Origin of the sequence: Flagellimonas olearia (genome assembly GCF_009184425.1) — a bacterium.
GTDB lineage: Bacteria > Bacteroidota > Bacteroidia > Flavobacteriales > Flavobacteriaceae > Flagellimonas > Flagellimonas olearia.
In genome coordinates this window covers 1,224,133-1,243,167 of sequence record NZ_WELG01000002.1, presented here as the reverse complement: position 1 = coordinate 1,243,167, position 19,035 = coordinate 1,224,133, and the positions used below count along the sequence as shown (strand labels likewise).

Here is a 19,035-nt window from a genome sequence, read left to right as displayed (position 1 = left end):
CACTATTATGACTGATGAAGTTTCTTTTGGCAATAAACTCATGGTTGCTTTCTTGCGGTTCATGGTCTTTGTCCTGGTTATTATCCTGATCGCGATTCCCGTTTGTATTATCCTGGATATTTTAGGAGTGCTGGATGCCTTTGGATTGGGTTAATAAAAAATGATATCCTGCCTCTCCATCTCATCGGTGATCAGCTTGATGTAGGCATCAATGGTCTTTTCAACCTTTGGGGATTCAGTTACGTCTATATTACCCCTCCAAATCAACTCCCTTTCCTTTCCTATACATATACAGTACAGGGAGGTCTCTAGATGGTATATATTGAAGGAATCATAGGACTCCGGGTCATAGTAGATGTCTTGATGTTCCAGATAATCGGTACTGAACCGCATGAACATCCTATCAATATTGTTGATTCTTTCCTTTAGGGTACGCTTGCTATCGGCCTTTAGGATCTTGGTAAACAAGATAGCATCAAAATCTTTGTCCAACAATTGCTCTTCCACTTCGGACAGCTCTTCTTCCGACTTTTGGGATGTAGTGAACTCCACATCAAAAATATCAATGCTGCGCATGGCCTCTACCCCTTTATCCTCCAATTTCTTGACCAGTTTGCTCTCAAAGTCCATCCGTACATTTTCATCCTTGGCCATACCCACCACGAGCACTTTATAGGCATCAAAGATTACATGATCTGGATTTTTCCATGTACCCACCAATTTAGCCGTGGAACAACCCGAGAATAGTAAAAGACTTAAAGCAACAAATTGTAGTTTCATGGCAAGTGGTTTAAGATCATGCACAGCAAAGATCTAATTTCCATTTAATGTGACACAAACTTACCCTGTCTTTTTTCCAATTGTCTTTGCAATTCTTCAATGGTCTCTGCCAAGGATTTCTCAAAATCGTCTGTTTTGGCCTTGGCAAAAAGTCTAGGTCCGGGAGCACTCAGTTCTATTTCGCATATCTTTCCTTCTCCGGCCTTATCATTCTCTATTTTAAACAGTACATTGGCCTTGATCAACCAGTTGTACTTTTTCTCCAGCCCATCCAACTTTTTCATTAAGATTTCAGTCAATGATTCGCTGGTCTGCATTTTTAGATATTGAACTTGTACTTCCATGATTTTTGTTTTGATTTTCTCCAAAGCTATGGAGTGAAATTAGGAAATTAAATGACAAATGTCAGCTTGGTAGATCATCCCCATGAAAAGGGCTGACCGGTACTCTGCAGCACGGAAAACCAAAATTCGCCTTCCATGTCTATTTTCTTCCTTTTCTGGGTGACCTCTGAGATCGGCACATACACATACTTGTTATTCACCTTGCTGCTCACAAATCGGGTCTTCCCGGCCATGGCCCCATGAACGGCATGGTAGGCCAACCTACTGCAATAGACACTATCGCTTGAATTGGCGGGCGCGCTCCGAATGATGTAACTGGGATCTATGTATTTGATGGTAACGGAAGAACCTTTAAAATGTTCGCCTATTTTTTCCTTTAAAAACAGACCGATATCTTTATGTTTCACATTTCCGGATGCATCCTTGACCCCACTTTTCTCTTGGAACAAATGTTGCCCAGCACCTTCGGCTACAACAATGACCGCATGTCTTTTCAGTTCCAACCGCTGTTCCAGGGCTTTTAGAAATCCTTTTTCACCTTCAAGCGAAAAATCCATTTCGGGAACCAGCACAAAATTCACCACGGGCATGGACAAGGCAGCAGAGGCCGCTATAAAACCACTGTCCCTTCCCATCAATTTCACAATTGAAATTCCATTGAAAGCCCCTGTGGCTTCGTTGTGGGCGTCCCGTAAAATGGGACTTGCCACATCAAATGCCGTTTCAAACCCGAAAGATTCATCAATAAGGTCAATATCGTTGTCTATGGTCTTGGGAATCCCCACCACGCTGATCTTGGCATTCCGTTTTTTGATTTCCCGCCCAATGGCATCCACTCCTTTTAGGGTACCGTCGCCCCCAATGGCAAAAAGGATGTCGATGTTATTGTCCTGCAAGGTATCCACCATTTTGGACACATCTTGACTTCCTCGGGACGACCCTAAAAAAGTGCCCCCAAACTGGTGGATATCCTTTACTTTGTCCGGAGTGAGTTCCACAAAGCCGTGTCCTTTCTCCGGATTAAGGCCTTCATACCCATAGGGTATGCCCAAAATTTTCTTCACCCCATAAAAATAGTGGAGCCCCATGACCACCCCACGGATCACATTATTGATCCCGGGACACAAACCTCCACAGGTAACAATGGCCGCAGTGGTCTTTTGGGCATCGAAAAAAATATCCTGGCGCGGGCCCGCCTTTTCCAAACACAGAGGCGCTTCACCCGTTTTGAGACAATGATGGTAATACTCCATCGAAAGATCAAAGACCAATCGATCGGCATCGCTCACAAAGTCAAAGATATTATCCCCTTTCACCGTACTTAATTTAAGAGGTGATTTATAGTGTGGCATTCCCAAACTTTCTATTTGGAATTTTCCCATAGGGTCCTTATTAATTTGAGGATTTACACAATACTATCAATCCAAAGCCAAAACGGGAATTTCGGAATGTAGGGTCAACAACTTGGTCAATCGGCCTTCCGAAGGGGTACTGTTTTGGGCATGGTTCCTAGGCAGGATGACCAAGAGATCGATTTTCTTTTCATTGATGTAGTTGAAGATACCTTCTTCCACATCCTGATTTTTATTGAACGTATGCTCTACATAAAAGTGCTCCAAATAGTACTCCAATGAGTTTTCTGTACTATCGGCCGTGGAGTGCTCCTCATAAATGGATTCTTTGTAGATGGTGAGCACGTGTACCCTTGAGTCAAAGGTACGCGCAATATCCAACAGGGTACCCAGAAGTTTTTTATTGTCAATCAACTCCCCTCCCATGACCAGAGCAATGTCCTTGGGCTCCTTGATACTACAACCATAGGGGATTGAAATCACGGGGCAATCGGCATCCAAAACCAATCTTGAGGTATTGGTGATGGCCTCATCGGTAATTTTGTCTCCCATGGTGCCCATCATGATCAAGTCCGCATCGCTGGATTTCTGTGCCGACAAAATGGTACCGATCATCTTGCCCGTTGCGGTTTCGAATTCAGGTTCAATCTTCAACCTAACGTCCATAGCTTTGAGGACGTTCGAAAAATCTTCCTTGAGTTCATCTTCCTCGGAAAGACTTATGGGCATTGCACTTACGTACATGGCCAGAATGGTTATGGAACGTTCGGGTCCCACAAAATTGGCCACATATTCCAATGCATTCAATGAAGCTTCCGAAAAATCAAAAGGAATCAATATTTTATTTATGTTGCTCATACCAAAAAATTAAAATGTCTACTTACTCTTGTCCCAAAATTAGATGGGGCGCATGAGCTAAAATATGACAGAAGTCATATTTGTGGCTTTTGGCCCATAGTTTACCGCCTTAAATCAGAACCAAGGGGCGTTTTTGTATGCCTTCGTTTTTGAGGCCCTTTCCCTACTCTTGACCACCAAATGGTCTTCATTGAACTTTCTGGCCCTATACCCCAACAAATGGAAAAACGCTCGGGCCATAAACCGGGCCACCCGCTGATCCACGACAAGGATGTCCTTTTGATCGGACTTCCACTGCACCCCGGGCAACTTTGCCAACAGGTGATCTACCTTAAACCGTCTCAGTTCCCGTGAAATCTGCAACCATATTTTTGGAATTACCCTAATAAAGTAAAAGCCTTCACTGCCCTGATCCTGATACAAAGGCATGAAAATCCGCTTTTGCTCCTTGGCCTTCACAATTTCACCGTTATACACGGCTATTGGCTCACCTTTGGGAATATGTTGAAAGTTAATGAATCCGGGGTACATTTTAAAATTATCCCCGGGAGCTATTTTATGCTCGTGATAGATTTCATAAAACCGCTGCGCCACGGTTCCACTGCTTTGTTCGATATGGTTGAACAAGTCGATACGCTCCTTTTCCGAAGCTTGGACGGAGGAAGTCAAATAGAGGGAAAACCGGATAAAGTCCGCATGGTTCCGGATGGCCTTTATATCATTGTGTTGACCGCTTTCAAATCCCAGTGACACATAGCCCAACTCATTGATGTAGCTCAACAAGGCACCCTCCAAATATTCCTCTATTCCTAAAATAATGGGCAGTGGATAGTTTGCGGCATAGTTACGGTTCAGCAGGCTATCGTTCAAGACCATGAAGGGCGTCGTATCACTGGAGGTAGTATGCAGGTCCATAAAATAAAAAGGGGGCTTGCCCTCTTCAAGAATCCTGAAAAGTACTTTACGAATTTCCAAGAGTTCTTTCTCCTCATCGGAGCATTCCACCATATTGGAGAAACTGCTATCCATTCGCTCGGGAGTCCAGATACGGTTAAGATCCTCCTTTTGGAAGCGGACATTCTTGCCAAGCGCCCCAAGGTTTCCTGCTATGGCGTATATTTCGCCATTTACTTTGGTCTTTTGGGCCTTTATTTCATCCAAAACCTCTTTCAAGGCAAATACCCCGGCAGGTTCATTGCCATGGATTCCCCCAAAGAATACCACTGTGGGACCACTCTTCGTCCCTTTGATATAATCCATGATTCTGTCTACCTCCAAGGTCTGGCCCAGAGCTTTACTATATGCTACGGACATGTTCATAAATCCACTTTACTGATGATTCCCACCAAACTGCTCCCTTCGCAGACGGGCAAACAACCAATTTGATGGTCCTGCATTATCTTCTCAGCAGTCTTTATCGCTGTCTTCGGCGTCACGGTAATCACTTTTTTGATCATAATATCGGAAACCAGAGCCTCGGTTTTATCCAATGTTTTCATTTGGTCGATATGGCTCCAGGTCAACAATCCCACCAACTCACCCTTCATGTTCTCCACGGGAAGGTGATGGATGTTGTTCCATTGCATGATCGAGAGAGCTAGATTGGCATAGTCATCCCCGTCTATTTTTAGGAGTCGGGTAGACATGATCTGGCCCACCCACTGAAACGACTCCCTTTTCCGTACAATTCCTTGCACCGGTTCCCATTGATGCACAGGAATGTTATCTTGTTGTTTTTCAAATTGCGCTTTGGTCAATTGCACCAGGGCACTGTCCAACTTCATTTGCTTTCGCAGTCTTCTAAAGTTTTCTATTTGCCATTCTGCACCTGTAGGCCCATCTACCCGAGCCTCAATAATTCCCAAAAGCCTGTTGATATCATTGTCGTTTACTTTATGCTTTTTTAATCCTTCATGGGCAATGGGCAAAAGCTCATTCTTGATCAATTTCTTTAAGGTCATGTTCTTTCCCTGCCAAGAAAACTGGCTTTGTCTTCCATTTCGTGCGGCTATTATAAAATTCTGCCGTACCTCTTTAAAATCCATAACATTGGGCAAATCGTCATAGGTTTTGGGCCTACCTTCCATCAATCCGACCCAAAAGGCAAAATTGGCCATTTCATCTATCACCGAAGGCCCTGCCGGAATGTACCTGTTCTCTATTCGAAGATGGGGCCTACCGTTGCCCACACCGTAACAAGGACGGTTCCAACGGTATACGGTTCCATTGAACAGGTTCAATGCCTCAAGCTTGGGTATTTTGCCTTCCTCCAAGAGTTGCAGTGCGCCTTTCACAATCGGTTTGGTAAGAATAATACGGTGCGTGGAAATATCCTCCTTAAAGATGTCCACCGCCGAGCCTTTTTGCCAATGTTCCCCAAACCCGACCCGGGCCACTTGCTCTTTTACGGCATGGGACCATTTTCGGGTATCCAAACTCTGCTGAAAAAGGGCGATACGGGTTTCTTTCCAAAGTTCCTTGCCCAACAGAAGGGGGGAATTACAGGATATCCCCAATACAGGGCCCGCAATGGCCTGTGCCCAATTGTAACTTTTGATGAAATCCTCAGGAGCTACCTGCAAATGCAATTGAAAACTGGTGTTGCAGGCTTCAAACAAAACGGAATCATGATGGATCGAGAGTTCATCCACTCCCCTGATCCTTACATTGAAATCATCGCCCCGCCACATCTTTAAGGTCTCATTGAGCTTATAGTACCTGGGGATAGGCGTCATATAATCCATTCCAAGCTCTTCCTTGCTGATGGTGGGAAGGATTCCCGTGAGCACAACTTTACTCTGATGTTCTTTAGACGCTGCCTTGGCCTTATCCAACAATTGACCCAACTGCCGTTCCACTTTCTGAAAACAATCTTTTTCCAAAGGAAATGGGTCAAGGTTTGCCTCTAGGTTATAGCTTGCCAACTCTGTGGTAAAATGTGGATCATGTATGGCCTCCATGATTTCCAGTGATTTTGGGGAAGGCCTAAATTCATCATCCACCAAGCACATTTCCTGTTCCGCGCCGATGCGTACCACATCATCTTCCACCAAACCCCGCTCCAAGAGAATTTCCAAGGCCTTAACATCATCAATCAAATGCCGAACGAAGGCCTTTCGCTCTTCACCGTCAAATACACTTTTGTTGATATGCTCTCCCATTCTATTGAAAATTAGCTCTTTCCAGATTCCCTAAAACTACAAAGGCCATAACGTCCAAAATATGATGGTTGTCATGTTGGGATTTGGGGCAGACTGACATTTATCATGTTTTATCCCATGGAGCACTTCTAATTTTGACCTATAATCCAAAGGTATGCAGTTATGTGTGAATTAGTTCAGAAGTATAATGTCCCCGGCCCCAGATACACCAGTTACCCCACGGTACCGTATTGGGACTTGGAAAGTTTCTCGGGCAAAAAATGGAAATCAAGTGTATTGAAGGCTTTTCAGGAAAATCCCGAGGAAGGAATAAGCCTATACATACACCTTCCTTTTTGTGAAAGTCTGTGCACCTTCTGCGGATGCCATAAACGCATCACCAAAAGACATGAGGTGGAATTGCCCTATATCAAATCGGTATTAAAGGAATGGCAGTTGTATGTTGAACTTCTTGGAACCAAACCGACCATAAAAGAGTTGCATTTGGGTGGAGGCACGCCTACGTTTTTCTCACCCGAACATTTGACCCAGCTGGTCAAAGGCATTCTTTCACAGGCCAAAAAAGCAGAAGATGCCCAATTTAGTTTTGAGGGACATCCCAATAATACCACAAAAGCACATCTACAGGCCCTTTTTGATGTAGGGTTCAGAAGGGTCTGCTACGGTGTGCAGGATTACAACCTAACTGTGCAAAGGGCCATCAACAGGATGCAGCCTTTTGAAAATGTGAAGAATGTGACCGAGTGGGCCCGGGAAATTGGGTATACCTCCGTAGGCCACGATATTATCTATGGCCTTCCTTTTCAAGACTGCGCCCATGTGGAAGAGACTATTATAAAAACCAAGGCCCTACAACCGGATAGGATTGCCTTTTACAGCTATGCCCACGTGCCTTGGCTAAAGGGCAATGGACAGCGCGGCTATAAAGAGGCAGACCTGCCTTCATCTGTGGAGAAAAAAGCACAATACGAAATGGGCAAAAGAATGCTCACGGAGTTTGGATATAAAGATGTGGGTATGGACCACTTTGCCCTCGCAACGGACAATTTGTACACTGCGCTTACCAATGGAACCCTGCATCGGAACTTTATGGGCTACACCCCTTCCAAGACCAAATTAATGATTGGCCTGGGAGTCTCCAGCATTAGTGATAGCTGGTACGGATTTGCCCAAAATGTAAAAAGTGTTGAGGAGTACCAACATTTGGTATCCCACGGACTTATCCCTATTTTTAGGGGACATATCCTTAATCAGGAAGACGAGATTGTGAGACAGCATATCCTTAACCTCATGTGCCAGTTTGAGACCTCTTGGACCAAGGAGGAAGAAGAGGTGGTCGATTTCCAAAAAATCATTGGCAACCTAATGGAAATGGACGCTGATGGACTTATTGAAATTGGAAAGAACAACATCAAAGTAAGCCCAAAGGGAAGACCCTTTATACGGAATATCAGCATGGCATTTGATGTAAAACTACACCGAAAACAGCCAGATACCCGAGTATTTTCCATGACCGTTTAACCTAAAAAAAGAAAAAAATGAAAAGCATAATCGTACCCATTGATTTTTCAAAACAATCCGAGCGGGCGCTCAAAGTAGCGGCCTCCCTCGCAAAGAAAAACGACGCAGAGCTAATGGTGCTGCATATGTTGGAACTATCCCCTGCCCTTATGACCGAATCGGGCTATATTTCCCAAGAGCAGGTGGTCCATTTGATCAAAATAGGGGAAAAAAGGTTCGCCGAGTTCTTGGACAAACCCTATTTAAAGGGCGTTAAGGTTGTGCCCGTGATCAAACATTACAAAGTTTTCAGCGAGGTCAACGAGGTGGCCGAAAAGCACAATGCGGACCTCATCGTAATGGGCTCGCACGGTACGGACGGATTGGAAGAAATCTTTATTGGCTCCAATACGGAACGGGTTGTACGTACTGCAAATGTACCTGTTCTTGTCATCAAGGGCGAAGTAGAGGAGTTTAGCGCAGAACGATTTGTCTTTGCCTGTGATTTTGCAGAGGAAAGTATTCCTGTGGTAAAAAAGGCCGCAGAAATGGCAAAATTGCTCAAATCCGAGCTGCTGTTGGTATATGTAAACACTCCAGGTGATGAGTTCCTGAGCACGGATGATGCGTATGCCAAAATCACCAAATTCCTTAAAGAAGCCAATTTGGGACTTCAGGTTGAAATCCACGATGACTACACCGTAGAAAAAGGAGTGCTCAACTATAGTGAAAAGGTCTGTGCCGATTTGGTGGGCATACCCACCCATGGCAGAAGAGGGCTTTCCCATTTCTTTATGGGCAGTATTGGGGAGGATATCGCCAACCATTCCAAAGCTCCCGTCATGACCTTTAAAATCTAACGGATTACATTTTATAATTCCAAAAAAAAGGAGGCTGAAATATTTCAGCTTCCTTTTTTTTAATCGGTTTCAGGATTATCCATTAAACCGTTCATACGCTGCCTTCTCCAATGCCTCCCTATGGTCTGGATGGGCAATAGAAATCAAGGCCTGCGCCCGTTGTTTCAAATTTTTGCCATATAAGTTCACTACCCCATGTTCCGTGGCCACATAATGCACGTGGGCCCGTGTGGTGGTCACTCCAGCCCCCTGTTTCAAGTAGGGAACAATCTTGGAAACCCCTTTATTGGTGATAGAGGGCATGGCAAAAATGGGTTTTCCCCCATCCGAAAGTGAAGCCCCACGAATAAAATCCATTTGCCCCCCAACCCCAGAAAACTGTCTACTTCCAATGGTATCCGCACAAATCTGTCCGGTTATATCTATCTCAATGGCACTATTGATCGCCGTTACTTTGGGATTTTTTCTAATCACGGCCGTATCATTGGTATATGCTGCCTCCTTAAAGTGGCACAAGGGGTTGTCATCAATAAAATCATACAACTTTCTTGACCCCACGGCAAAACAGCTCACCACCTTGCCTTGTTTCACTTTTTTTTCCTCGCCGGTGACAATACCTTGCTCAATAAGAGGCAAAACCCCATCGGAGAACATTTCGGTATGGATTCCCAATCGCTTATGATTACCCAGTTTGGACAACACGGCATTGGGAATGTTCCCTATCCCCATCTGCAAGGTGGCTCCATCTTCAATCAAAGAGGCCACATGCCCACCAATTTGAAGCTCCAAGCCTGAAATCTCGGTTTGTTCATGCTCATGGATGGGTTGGTCCACCTCAATGGCCTGATCTATTTGACTGATATGGATAATGCCATCCCCATGTGTCCTGGGTACTCTTGGGTTGATCTGCGCCACCACTTTTTTGGCCATTTCAATGGCGGGGAGGGTCACATCCACCGAAACACCCAAAGAACAATACCCATGTTTGTCCGGCGGGGAAACCTGAATAAAGGCCACATCCAAATCGATGATATTCCTTCGGAACAGCAAGTGGATCTCACTAAGAAAAATAGGAACATAATCCCCCTTAAAGCCATTGACAAAGTTGCGGACATTCCCCCCTACAAAAAGGCTGTTCAAGCAAAAACTTTCGTTGCAAGGGGCTTGGGTATACCTGGCCTCCCCTTCGGTGTGTATGGACACTATTTCAACATCCCTGAGCTCTTCATATCTATCGCAAAGGGCATCAATAAGTACATTGGGGGTCATGGCCGCTCCCTGAAAAAATACTTTGTCCCCTGATTTTATGATCTGTACCGCTTCTTCTGCAGATGTTATCTTCATGTGATTGAGTTATAGGTTGGACAATCCATGCCCAACCAGATTCTTATTCTTTGATGTTCTATGGATTTAAGGTTGATGGCACTCTATGGTGGCCGAAGCCAAGTTGGTGGGCACGGGCTTGGGGGAAACATAGGGAATGCCCAACCCAAGTCCTCGGATGATAAAAAGCACCCCAATGATCACCACAAATACCGGAATCAGTTTTTGCACCCGGAACTTGAAGGAGTTTCCCATCCATCCTTTGGAAAAGACCACCAGACTCATCAACGGCACCGTACCCAGTCCGAACAAAACCATGTACAGTCCACCTTGCAACGGACTTCCCAATGCAATGGCACCCAATACGGCCATATAGACCAATCCACAAGGTAAAAAACCATTCAGGAAACCTATGGTCAGAAAAGCATCTGGGGTCTTCTTCTTGAGTTCCGCACCTAGTTTTGATTTTACTTTGCCCAATAGGGAATAGATAGGCCTTAAAAATTTATGCCCGTTGAGATACCTTCCAGGAATCAGTACCAATAAAATCATGATGGCGCCTATGGCGATGGATAATTTTTGCTGCATACCAAACAGCGACAGTCCCTTGCCCAAAACCCCAAAGAGCATTCCAATGACCCCATAAGCCATGAGCCTTCCTGCATGGTAGATAGACAGTTGAGCCGCTTTCTTGGTGGTATTCTGCTGGTCCAAGGGCAACATAAAAGCTATGGGACCGCACATGCCCAAGCAGTGCAGACTTCCCAATAACCCCAATACCAAAGCAGATGACAGCATAGCTTAATACACCAGTTTTTGTTTATGGAAAAAGGTATTTCCCTCGTACTTCCAATTTACGGTAATGTCCCATCGACCGCCCACCAAGCTGTTGTCAGGTATGAGCAAATGTGTTTTGGACAAACTTATGGGAAAGTCAGTATCCAAACGCTTGTTGGACGGTCTGTACAAGGACACTTTTCCTGTTATTTTTTGGGGGTCGAACTGCTCCGGAAAAAAAATCATAACCCCTTCGGGTGATTTTTCCACCCGGAGAACGGCATCCATTTCCCGGGCTGTTTTGGAGGCATCGATATCTTGCTGATAGCTAAGCTCTTTTTTGTAGTATTCCTCCGTGACTAGATCATGGTTGGACCTATCATCGGTACTCATCCGAAACACAAAGTATAGGATGAAGGTGATAAACCCTATAAAAGCCAATACTATTCCCGTTCCCCAATTTATCTTCATCTTTTTATCCTTTTAGGCTTACTATTCTATTAAAAAACCTCTAATTATAGCTTCGTGGGGCCAAAAACTGGGTGGTGGTGGTCTCAATGACCTCATCCCCACTATAGACCGCGATCTTCAGTTTATCTTTGTCCCCGGTCAGTTCCGAAGCGTTGATCTCTATGAACAGAGTACCTTCGGTAAGTTCTTCTGCAGGTACTGTGAAGGTATCCTGTGAAACCATTTTTATGGTCCCTCTGTGCGACATCAATTTAAAGGATACATTCTCAATATCCTTGGTGGTCTTGTTCACCAACTTGTAGGTATAGACATTGCTGATCATGTTGTTTTCCTTGCGCTCATACAATTGTCCCGGTAAGCGAAGTATGTTCGCTTCCACCTCATTTCGCAGGAAAAGCATCCCGATCAATATTCCAATAAGGACGGCAAGCACGGCCGTATATCCTTTCATTCTGGCCGTGAATTTGAACTTGTTGTTGTTCAAGATTTCATCCTCACTGGCATATCGGATCAATCCTTTGGGCTTGTCAATGCTTTCCATGATATGGTCGCACTCATCAATACAGGCCGTACAGTTGACACATTCCAACTGCGTTCCATTACGGATGTCTATTCCCGTGGGGCACACATTAACGCATTGAAAACAATCAATACAATCGCCATGGCCCAACACATCCCTATCCTCATTTTTTCTGAATTTTTTGCGACCATTCTCGCCTTCCCCACGTTTATGGTCATAGGCCACTACTATGGATTTGTCATCCAACAAAACCCCTTGAAGCCTTCCATAGGGACAGGCAATGATACACACCTGTTCGCGGAACCACGCAAAAATAAAGTAGAACACTCCTGTGAAAATCAGCAAGGGAACCATGGTGCTTAAATGGGCCATTGGACCTTCGGTGACATATTGGATCAGTCTATCGCTACCGATCAAATAGGCCAAAAAGACATTGGCTATCAAAAAGGAGATGATGAAAAAGATGGTCCATTTCAACAACCGTTTTCTAATTTTATGGGCATTCCAGGGTGACTTGTCCAATCGCATCTGGGCGCCTCGGTCACCATCGATCCAATATTCGATCCTTCGAAAGACCATTTCCAAAAAAATGGTCTGGGGGCACATCCATCCGCAAAAGATACGACCGTAGGCTACCGTAAAAAGTGCAATGAAGACCACTCCTATGATCATGGAGACCACCACAAGATGGAAATCCTGGGGCCAAAATGGAAGTCCAAAGATATTGAAACGTCGTTCCAACACATTGAACATCAAAAATTGGTGTCCATTGATCTTGATAAAAGGGGCGGCCACCAAAAAGGCCAATAGCGCATAACTTACATACTTACGATAATCGTAATAGCGACCACTTGGTTTTTTTGGGAAAACCCATGCCCTTTTACCCTCTTCGGAAATTGTTCCTATGGAGTCCCTAAAATTCTCTTCCATCGCATTTTTTATTTGGTGAAAACCTATTGTTTTCTAGACCCAGTTCTTACTCCATTTCCACACTGGTGGAATCCAAAGCTTGCTCCGCAGGTTGGGTCTGTGCAGGTTCCGGAGCATCCGGATCTACCCAAACATCACCTTCGGGTGCTTTTGGATTGGCGGGAGTGGTTCCTCCCAAGCTTATCACATAACTGGCCACCTGGGCTATCTCTGCGGGCTTGAAGCTTTGCTTCCAAGCCACCATTCCCTTACCATCACGTCCTCCTTCGGAAATGGTGTTGAACACATTTTTGATACCTCCGCCCAAAATCCAATGATCATCGGTAAGGTTGGGGCCAATTCCTCCGCCACCATCGGCCATGTGACAGGCCACACAATTGGTGGTAAAAATCTTTTCCCCGGCACTCAGGTCGGATGCATCCGTCAACAATTCCACTGTACTGGCATCCACCAAATCCTTGGCATTCTTCTTATACTCTTCTATCTCAATTTTGGCAGCGGCCACTTCTTGGTCATACTCCTCTGCCTGGGTATACTCTCCGACCACATGGAACCGCACCAGATAGATAACTCCAAAAATAATGGTACCGTAGAACAGATATACCCACCAAGGCGGCAATACGTTGTCCAACTCCCGGATACCATCATAGTTGTGGTCCATGATGATTTCCCCTTCGCGCTCCATGGATTTGGTCTTGGTTAGACGTTGATACAGGTCTTTGGCCCATTTCCACTCCAATTTCTTGTTCTTGCTGGCGAGGTATTTTTCCTTACCTTCTTCAGTAAGGGTCTGGAACATGATGTTCTCAATGGAACTCAATATTAGCTCTATGGCAATAAGAATCATCAATACCAAAAGCAGGAAAAACTGCGTAATGGGATATTCAATGATGGCCGGTTTATCACCAGAGTCTATAAAGTACTCCATCAATCCGAAGATTAGGAAGAAGAGTACGGGTACGCGTATCCACCAGGGTGTTCTTGTGCTCATAATATTATAGTTTGTTGTGTTGATCGTTATGGTCCAATGGCAATTCTCCCATCTCCTTCACATGCTCTTTCGAAGCGGTAAACACCCACCAAAAGAGAAGTACAAAAAACACGAAGAAGATCATAAGGGAAATCATGGGGTAGTTGGCCACCCCTTCGATAGTTTCCATATGGTTCTTTACAAATTTCAACATGGTTATGTTAGATTATAGATACAAGAATCAAGACGTAAAACTTTAAAGTCATTTTAATTTTGGTCTTGCTTCTTGACTCTTGATTCATGATTTCTTTTTTACTCTTTATTTTCTGATAACAGTTATTCAGTTTCTTTGATCTTGATGTCCGTACCCAAACGTTGTAGGTAGGCTATGAGTGACACAATCTCACGATCTCGCATTTCCACAAAGTCCTCACCGTTTTCCTCCGCATATTTCTTATCTGCCTCATAGGTCTTCACAAATTCTGGATCGGCATACAGATTTTTCTCTATCTGCTCCGCTTGTTCTGCCATGGATTGTGGTGCATTGGCAATATCCTCATCTGTATAAGGAACTCCCAATTTGACCATGGTCTCCATTTTGGATTGCACCCCACTACGATCGTGTTCGTTCTTTACCAACCATTGGTAAGCGGGCATAATGGATCCTGCGGAAGTACTCTGCGGATCGTACATATGGTTCAAGTGCCAGTTATCTGAATACTTTCCACCGACCCTTAACAAATCGGGCCCTGTACGTTTACTTCCCCAAAGGAAAGGGTGGTCGTATACAAATTCCCCGGCCTTGGCATATTCACCATAACGTTCCACCTCACTCCTGAACGGCCTTACCATTTGGGAGTGACAGCCCACACAACCTTCCCGGATATATAGATCGCGTCCCTCCAACTCCAATGGGGTGTATGGTTTTACACTGGTAATGGTTGGGATATTCGATTTCACCAAAATGGTTGGGACAATCTGTACGATACCCCCAATCAAAATGGCAATGGTAGCCAAGATGGTCAATTGCACAGGCTTTCTTTCCAACCAGTTGTGGAAGGTCTCCCCGGCCACACGTTTTTTGGACACACGCTCCAAAGCGGGTGCTTCGGCCAATTCGTCCTCTACTTTGCTTCCTGATCTGATGGTCTGTACCACATTGTACAGCAACACGAACATACCTAGAATGTACAAGCTTCCTCCAATGGCCCTCATCCAATACATGGGAATGATCTGGGTAACGGTCTCCAAGAAGTTACCATATACCAAGGTTCCATCCGGATTGAAATCTTTCCACATCAAGGCTTGGGTAAATCCGGCCACATACATAGGTAGCGTATAGAGTACAATACCCAAGGTGCCTATCCAAAAGTGGAAGTTGGCCAATCCTTTGGAGTATAAGGTGGTCTTGAACATTCTGGGAACCAACCAATAGATCATTCCAAAGGTCAAGAACCCGTTCCAAGCCAACGCCCCAACGTGTACGTGGGCAATGATCCAGTCACTGAAGTGGGCAATGGCGTTTACATTTTTCAGGGAAAGCATAGGGCCTTCAAAGGTTGCCATACCGTACCCTGTAATGGCCACTACCATAAATTTTAGAGTGGCATCACTTCGAACCTTATCCCAAACACCTCTTAGGGTCAACAGTCCGTTGATCATACCTCCCCAAGAGGGTGCTATCAACATTACGGAAAATACCACACCAAGGTTCTGGGCCCAATCGGGCAATGCAGAATACAGCAAGTGGTGAGGCCCAGCCCAGATGTAAATGAATATCAACGACCAGAAGTGTACTATGGACAACCGATAGGAATAGATGGGTCTATTGGCCGCTTTGGGCACAAAGTAATACATCAATCCCAAGAAGGGCGTGGTCAAGAAAAAGGCCACCGCGTTATGTCCGTACCACCACTGTACCAAGGCATCTTGCACCCCGGCATATACGGAGTAACTCTTCAATGCCGATACCGGCAGTTCCAAACTATTGAAAATATGTAATACCGCAACCGTTACGAAGGTGGCCAAGTAGAACCAGATGGCCACATACAAGTGTCGTTGTCTACGTTTTAGGATGGTCCCTATCAGGTTCCAACCAAAAACCACCCAAACCACGGCAATGGCCAAGTCAATGGGCCATTCGAGCTCAGCATACTCCTTGGAGGTAGTGTACCCCAACGGAAGCGTAATGGCCGCCGCCACAATTATCAGCTGCCAGCCCCAGAAGTTGATGTTGCTCAGGGCATCACTGAACATCCTGGCCTTTAGTAAACGCTGGGTGGAATAATAGACTCCAGCAAAAATGGCATTTCCCACAAAGGCAAAGATGACCGCATTGGTGTGCAACGGACGTAAACGCCCAAAGCTCAACCACGAAATGCCATCCGTGACATTGGGAAATAAAAACATGAAGGCCAATAAAAGCCCCACGGCCATACCTACAACGCCCCAAAGCATGGTGGCGTACAAGAACTTTTGCACGATTTTGTTATCGTAGCGAAACTGTTGAATTTCCATATTTATTGGTTTGTACTTTCTGTTTGTTTGATTTGTTTTTTATTCTGATCGGGATTGTCCGTGTCCTTGCGAAGCTCATCATCAAAAAGCATCCGTACCGAAGGGGTATACACATCGTCATACTGTCCTTTCTTCACCGAAAACACAAAGGCGGCAAAAAAGCAAACAGCAACCGAGATGCTGATGGCCAATAAAACATAAATAACACTCATACCTTATCCTAATTTAGGCGTAAAACTACTATGGCGATGCTGCGCAAAAAATGACATATGTCAGCTTTCGTTTTATTTTAATCTTTTGCCCAAAATATTGGTGCAAACAGTTGTAAAAGCCACTATACTGATGGAACTCAAAGGCATCAAAATGGCAGCTATCACAGGCTGTAATTGCCCCGTTACGGCAAAGTACAGTCCTACAATATTGTAGCACAAAGAGAGCATAAAACTCAATTTGATGACCTGTATGGATTTTTTGGACAGTTGCATAAAAATGGGCAGCTTAGCCAAGCTTGAGGCATCCATAATGCCATCACAGGCCGGAGAAAACACGTTTACATTCTCCGATACGGCCACCCCAACATTGCTCTGGGCCAATGCCCCAGCATCATTCAATCCGTCCCCAACCATGAGTACCTGATGGGATTTCTGCATTTTACCAATGTATTCCAGTTTATCCTCAGGCTTCTGATTGAACAGCATTTGCGCTTGCGGTGGCAGTATCTTTTCCAATTGTTCCCGTTCACCGTCATTGTCCCCAGAAAGGATTCCCACTTCCCATTGAGGGGTCAACTCCGCAAAGATTTCCTTTACGCCATCCCGATAGGTGTTCTTGAACACAAATCGACCTTTCACATCCTCATCCGAACTCACATAGACCGCCGTATTCGCCAATTCTGCAGAGGCTTCCTTTCCCACATAGGTCGCCGACCCCACTTTTATGGAATGCTGATTGGCCCTTCCTTCAATACCCTTCCCGGTATGCTCCTGGAATTCATCCAAGGTCATTATGGCATTGGACTTGAGAATATCGTACAAAGAACGGCTCAACGGATGGTTCGAAGCCCTAAGTGTGGTCTTCAACAGGGCAGTCTCTTCCGTTGTCAATTCCACCCCTTCATACAAGATCGTTTCGCGTTTCGTGGTGGTCAACGTCCCCGTCTTGTCAAAAATGGCCATGTCTATTTGGGCCAATCGCTCAATAACATTGGTGTTCTTCAAGTAGAATCTGTGTTTTCCAAAAATGCGAAGCATATTCCCCAACGTAAAGGGAGCGGCCAACGCAATGGCACAGGGACAGGCTATGATCAACACCGCCGTAAACACATTGAGTGCCATGCTGGCATCATGGTACAACCAAAATGCCGTTGCCAAAAATGCGATGGTGAGCACGGCAATGGTAAAACGCTTGCCAATACGGTCCGTGAGGGTCTGGAACTGACTGGCCTTGTCCTTTGAGAAAACCGAGTTTCCCCACAACTGGGTCAGGTAGCTTTGCGATACGGACTTGAGCACCTCCACTTCCAAAACTCCGGATAGCTGTTTGCCCCCAGCGAAAAGTTTTTCCCCGGATTCCTTGAAAACCGCTTGGGATTCCCCCGTTACAAAACTATAGTCCACTTCGGCGGTTCCTTTGATCAAGATACAATCCACAGGAATGATTTCCTGACTGCGGATCAGAATCCGGTCGCCCTTCTTTATTTTATATATCTGGATGTCCTCTTCCTTTCCATCGACACCCAATCGGGTCACGGCAATGGGAAAGTAGGATTTGTAATCGCGTTCAAAAGATAGGTAGGCATAGGTCTTTTGCTGAAAGAATTTCCCAAGCAGCAAGAAGAACACCAGGCCCGTAAGACTATCAAAGAAGCCAGAACCCAAATCCAAGGCCACATCCATGGTACTTCGAAGAAAAAGCACCAAGATTCCCAAGGCAATGGGCACATCAATGTTCAGCAGTTTGGAGCGAAGACCTTTATAGGCCGAAACAAAATAATCCTGCGCCGCATAAAATACCACGGGCAGGGAGAAGGCGAACATCAACCAACGGAACACCCCTTTGTATTGATCCAACCAAAACTCCTCCACTTCAAAGTATTCGGGAAAGGAAAGTAGCATTACGTTGCCGAAGGCAAATCCGGCAACCCCCAATTTGTAGATGAGCGACCTGTCTACCGTATTCTTTTTACCCTCCAGAGTCTCCAAGGATATATTGGGCTCGTACCCAATACTACCGAGGAGCATCACTAAGGCCTTTAATGAGAAATCCCCAGTTTTGTAGGTGACCCGGATGGTTTTCTTGGGAAAGTCGACCTGCGATACTGTAATCGCGGGATGCAACCGGTTCAAGTTTTCCAGCACCCATATGCAGGAACTACAGTGAATGGAAGGAATCATCAAACTGACCACTTGAACTCCCTCTTCATTGAATTCCACCAACTTGTCCACAATCTCCTGATTATCCAGAAAATTGTATTTACCGCGCAACTCGTTGGGTGTAGTCCCAGCCTTGGCTTCTATCTCATAGAATGTGGACAGGCCATTGGACGAAAATATTTCATAGACGGTCTTACAACCGTTACAACAAAACTCCTTTTCGTCAAACTGCACCCCATTTTTTCCGCATTCATCCCCACAATGATAACAGGTTGTGTTTGCCATTTACATTTGCTTTAC

The 19,035-nt window shown here is 45.1% G+C and carries 18 protein-coding genes; 3 read left to right on the top strand and 15 right to left on the bottom strand.

Annotated features, from left to right (window positions below):
• The first annotated feature begins 7 nt into the window (after positions 1 to 7).
• On the top strand, positions 8 to 154 hold the full coding sequence (locus F8C76_RS18750) for a hypothetical protein (protein ID WP_170284040.1): 147 nt from the start codon (positions 8 to 10) through the stop codon (positions 152 to 154).
• Here the strand turns inward: F8C76_RS18750 and F8C76_RS14985 are convergent.
• The 6 genes from F8C76_RS14985 to F8C76_RS14960 form a co-directional block, all read right to left on the bottom strand.
• Positions 151 to 780 (bottom strand): hypothetical protein, encoded by a 630-nt coding sequence (locus F8C76_RS14985; RefSeq protein ID WP_152132475.1) that lies wholly within the window; start codon positions 778 to 780, stop codon positions 151 to 153. The two genes, F8C76_RS18750 and F8C76_RS14985, sit on opposite strands and share 4 nt — an antisense overlap.
• A gap of 44 nt (positions 781 to 824) precedes the next feature.
• Complete coding sequence (locus F8C76_RS14980; protein WP_129655616.1) at positions 825 to 1,124, bottom strand: HPF/RaiA family ribosome-associated protein; 300 nt, start codon at positions 1,122 to 1,124, stop codon at positions 825 to 827.
• Between the two features lie 74 nt (positions 1,125 to 1,198).
• On the bottom strand, positions 1,199 to 2,506 hold the full coding sequence (locus F8C76_RS14975) for an ATP-dependent 6-phosphofructokinase (protein ID WP_152132474.1): 1,308 nt from the start codon (positions 2,504 to 2,506) through the stop codon (positions 1,199 to 1,201).
• Positions 2,507 to 2,542: 36 nt separating this feature from the next.
• On the bottom strand, positions 2,543 to 3,334 hold the full coding sequence (locus F8C76_RS14970; protein ID WP_152132473.1) for a universal stress protein: 792 nt from the start codon (positions 3,332 to 3,334) through the stop codon (positions 2,543 to 2,545).
• A 114-nt stretch (positions 3,335 to 3,448) separates the two neighbouring features.
• Positions 3,449 to 4,648, bottom strand: coding sequence for a succinylglutamate desuccinylase/aspartoacylase family protein (locus tag F8C76_RS14965; RefSeq protein WP_170284039.1), 1,200 nt, complete (start codon positions 4,646 to 4,648; stop codon positions 3,449 to 3,451).
• 2 nt (positions 4,649 to 4,650) lie between these two features.
• Positions 4,651 to 6,495, bottom strand: a complete 1,845-nt coding sequence (locus F8C76_RS14960) for a glutamate-cysteine ligase family protein (protein ID WP_152132471.1) — start codon at positions 6,493 to 6,495, stop codon at positions 4,651 to 4,653.
• A gap of 162 nt (positions 6,496 to 6,657) precedes the next feature.
• On the opposite strand from F8C76_RS14960, the gene hemN reads away from it, so the two are divergent.
• Positions 6,658 to 8,016 carry an oxygen-independent coproporphyrinogen III oxidase gene (gene hemN, locus F8C76_RS14955; RefSeq protein ID WP_152132470.1) on the top strand — a complete coding sequence of 453 codons (1,359 nt, stop codon included), beginning with the start codon at positions 6,658 to 6,660 and terminating at the stop codon, positions 8,014 to 8,016.
• A gap of 17 nt (positions 8,017 to 8,033) precedes the next feature.
• Positions 8,034 to 8,855, top strand: coding sequence for a universal stress protein (locus F8C76_RS14950; protein WP_129655628.1), 822 nt, complete (start codon positions 8,034 to 8,036; stop codon positions 8,853 to 8,855).
• A gap of 75 nt (positions 8,856 to 8,930) precedes the next feature.
• Here F8C76_RS14950 and F8C76_RS14945 read toward each other — a convergent pair whose 3' ends face one another.
• The 9 genes from F8C76_RS14945 to F8C76_RS14905 all read right to left on the bottom strand — a co-directional run bounded on the left by F8C76_RS14945 (position 8,931) and on the right by F8C76_RS14905 (position 19,020).
• Positions 8,931 to 10,199, bottom strand: coding sequence for an acetyl-CoA hydrolase/transferase family protein (locus F8C76_RS14945; protein ID WP_152132469.1), 1,269 nt, complete (start codon positions 10,197 to 10,199; stop codon positions 8,931 to 8,933).
• A 66-nt stretch (positions 10,200 to 10,265) separates the two neighbouring features.
• Positions 10,266 to 10,976: a sulfite exporter TauE/SafE family protein gene (locus F8C76_RS14940; RefSeq protein WP_152132468.1), complete on the bottom strand. Its 711-nt coding sequence runs from the start codon at positions 10,974 to 10,976 to the stop codon at positions 10,266 to 10,268.
• A gap of 3 nt (positions 10,977 to 10,979) precedes the next feature.
• Complete coding sequence (locus F8C76_RS14935) at positions 10,980 to 11,426, bottom strand: FixH family protein (RefSeq protein ID WP_152132467.1); 447 nt, start codon at positions 11,424 to 11,426, stop codon at positions 10,980 to 10,982.
• 40 nt (positions 11,427 to 11,466) lie between these two features.
• Positions 11,467 to 12,876, bottom strand: coding sequence for a cytochrome c oxidase accessory protein CcoG (ccoG, locus tag F8C76_RS14930; RefSeq protein WP_152132466.1), 1,410 nt, complete (start codon positions 12,874 to 12,876; stop codon positions 11,467 to 11,469).
• 46 nt (positions 12,877 to 12,922) lie between these two features.
• Positions 12,923 to 13,867, bottom strand: a complete 945-nt coding sequence (locus F8C76_RS14925; RefSeq protein ID WP_152132465.1) for a cbb3-type cytochrome c oxidase N-terminal domain-containing protein — start codon at positions 13,865 to 13,867, stop codon at positions 12,923 to 12,925.
• Positions 13,868 to 13,871: 4 nt separating this feature from the next.
• Positions 13,872 to 14,060, bottom strand: coding sequence for a CcoQ/FixQ family Cbb3-type cytochrome c oxidase assembly chaperone (locus F8C76_RS14920; RefSeq protein ID WP_129655639.1), 189 nt, complete (start codon positions 14,058 to 14,060; stop codon positions 13,872 to 13,874).
• Positions 14,061 to 14,182: 122 nt separating this feature from the next.
• Positions 14,183 to 16,363: a cytochrome-c oxidase, cbb3-type subunit I gene (gene ccoN / locus F8C76_RS14915; RefSeq protein WP_152132464.1), complete on the bottom strand. Its 2,181-nt coding sequence runs from the start codon at positions 16,361 to 16,363 to the stop codon at positions 14,183 to 14,185.
• Positions 16,364 to 16,365: 2 nt separating this feature from the next.
• Positions 16,366 to 16,575, bottom strand: a complete 210-nt coding sequence (gene ccoS / locus F8C76_RS14910; protein WP_116217137.1) for a cbb3-type cytochrome oxidase assembly protein CcoS — start codon at positions 16,573 to 16,575, stop codon at positions 16,366 to 16,368.
• Between the two features lie 72 nt (positions 16,576 to 16,647).
• Complete coding sequence (locus F8C76_RS14905; RefSeq protein WP_152132463.1) at positions 16,648 to 19,020, bottom strand: heavy metal translocating P-type ATPase; 2,373 nt, start codon at positions 19,018 to 19,020, stop codon at positions 16,648 to 16,650.
• Positions 19,021 to 19,035: the final 15 nt, after the last annotated feature.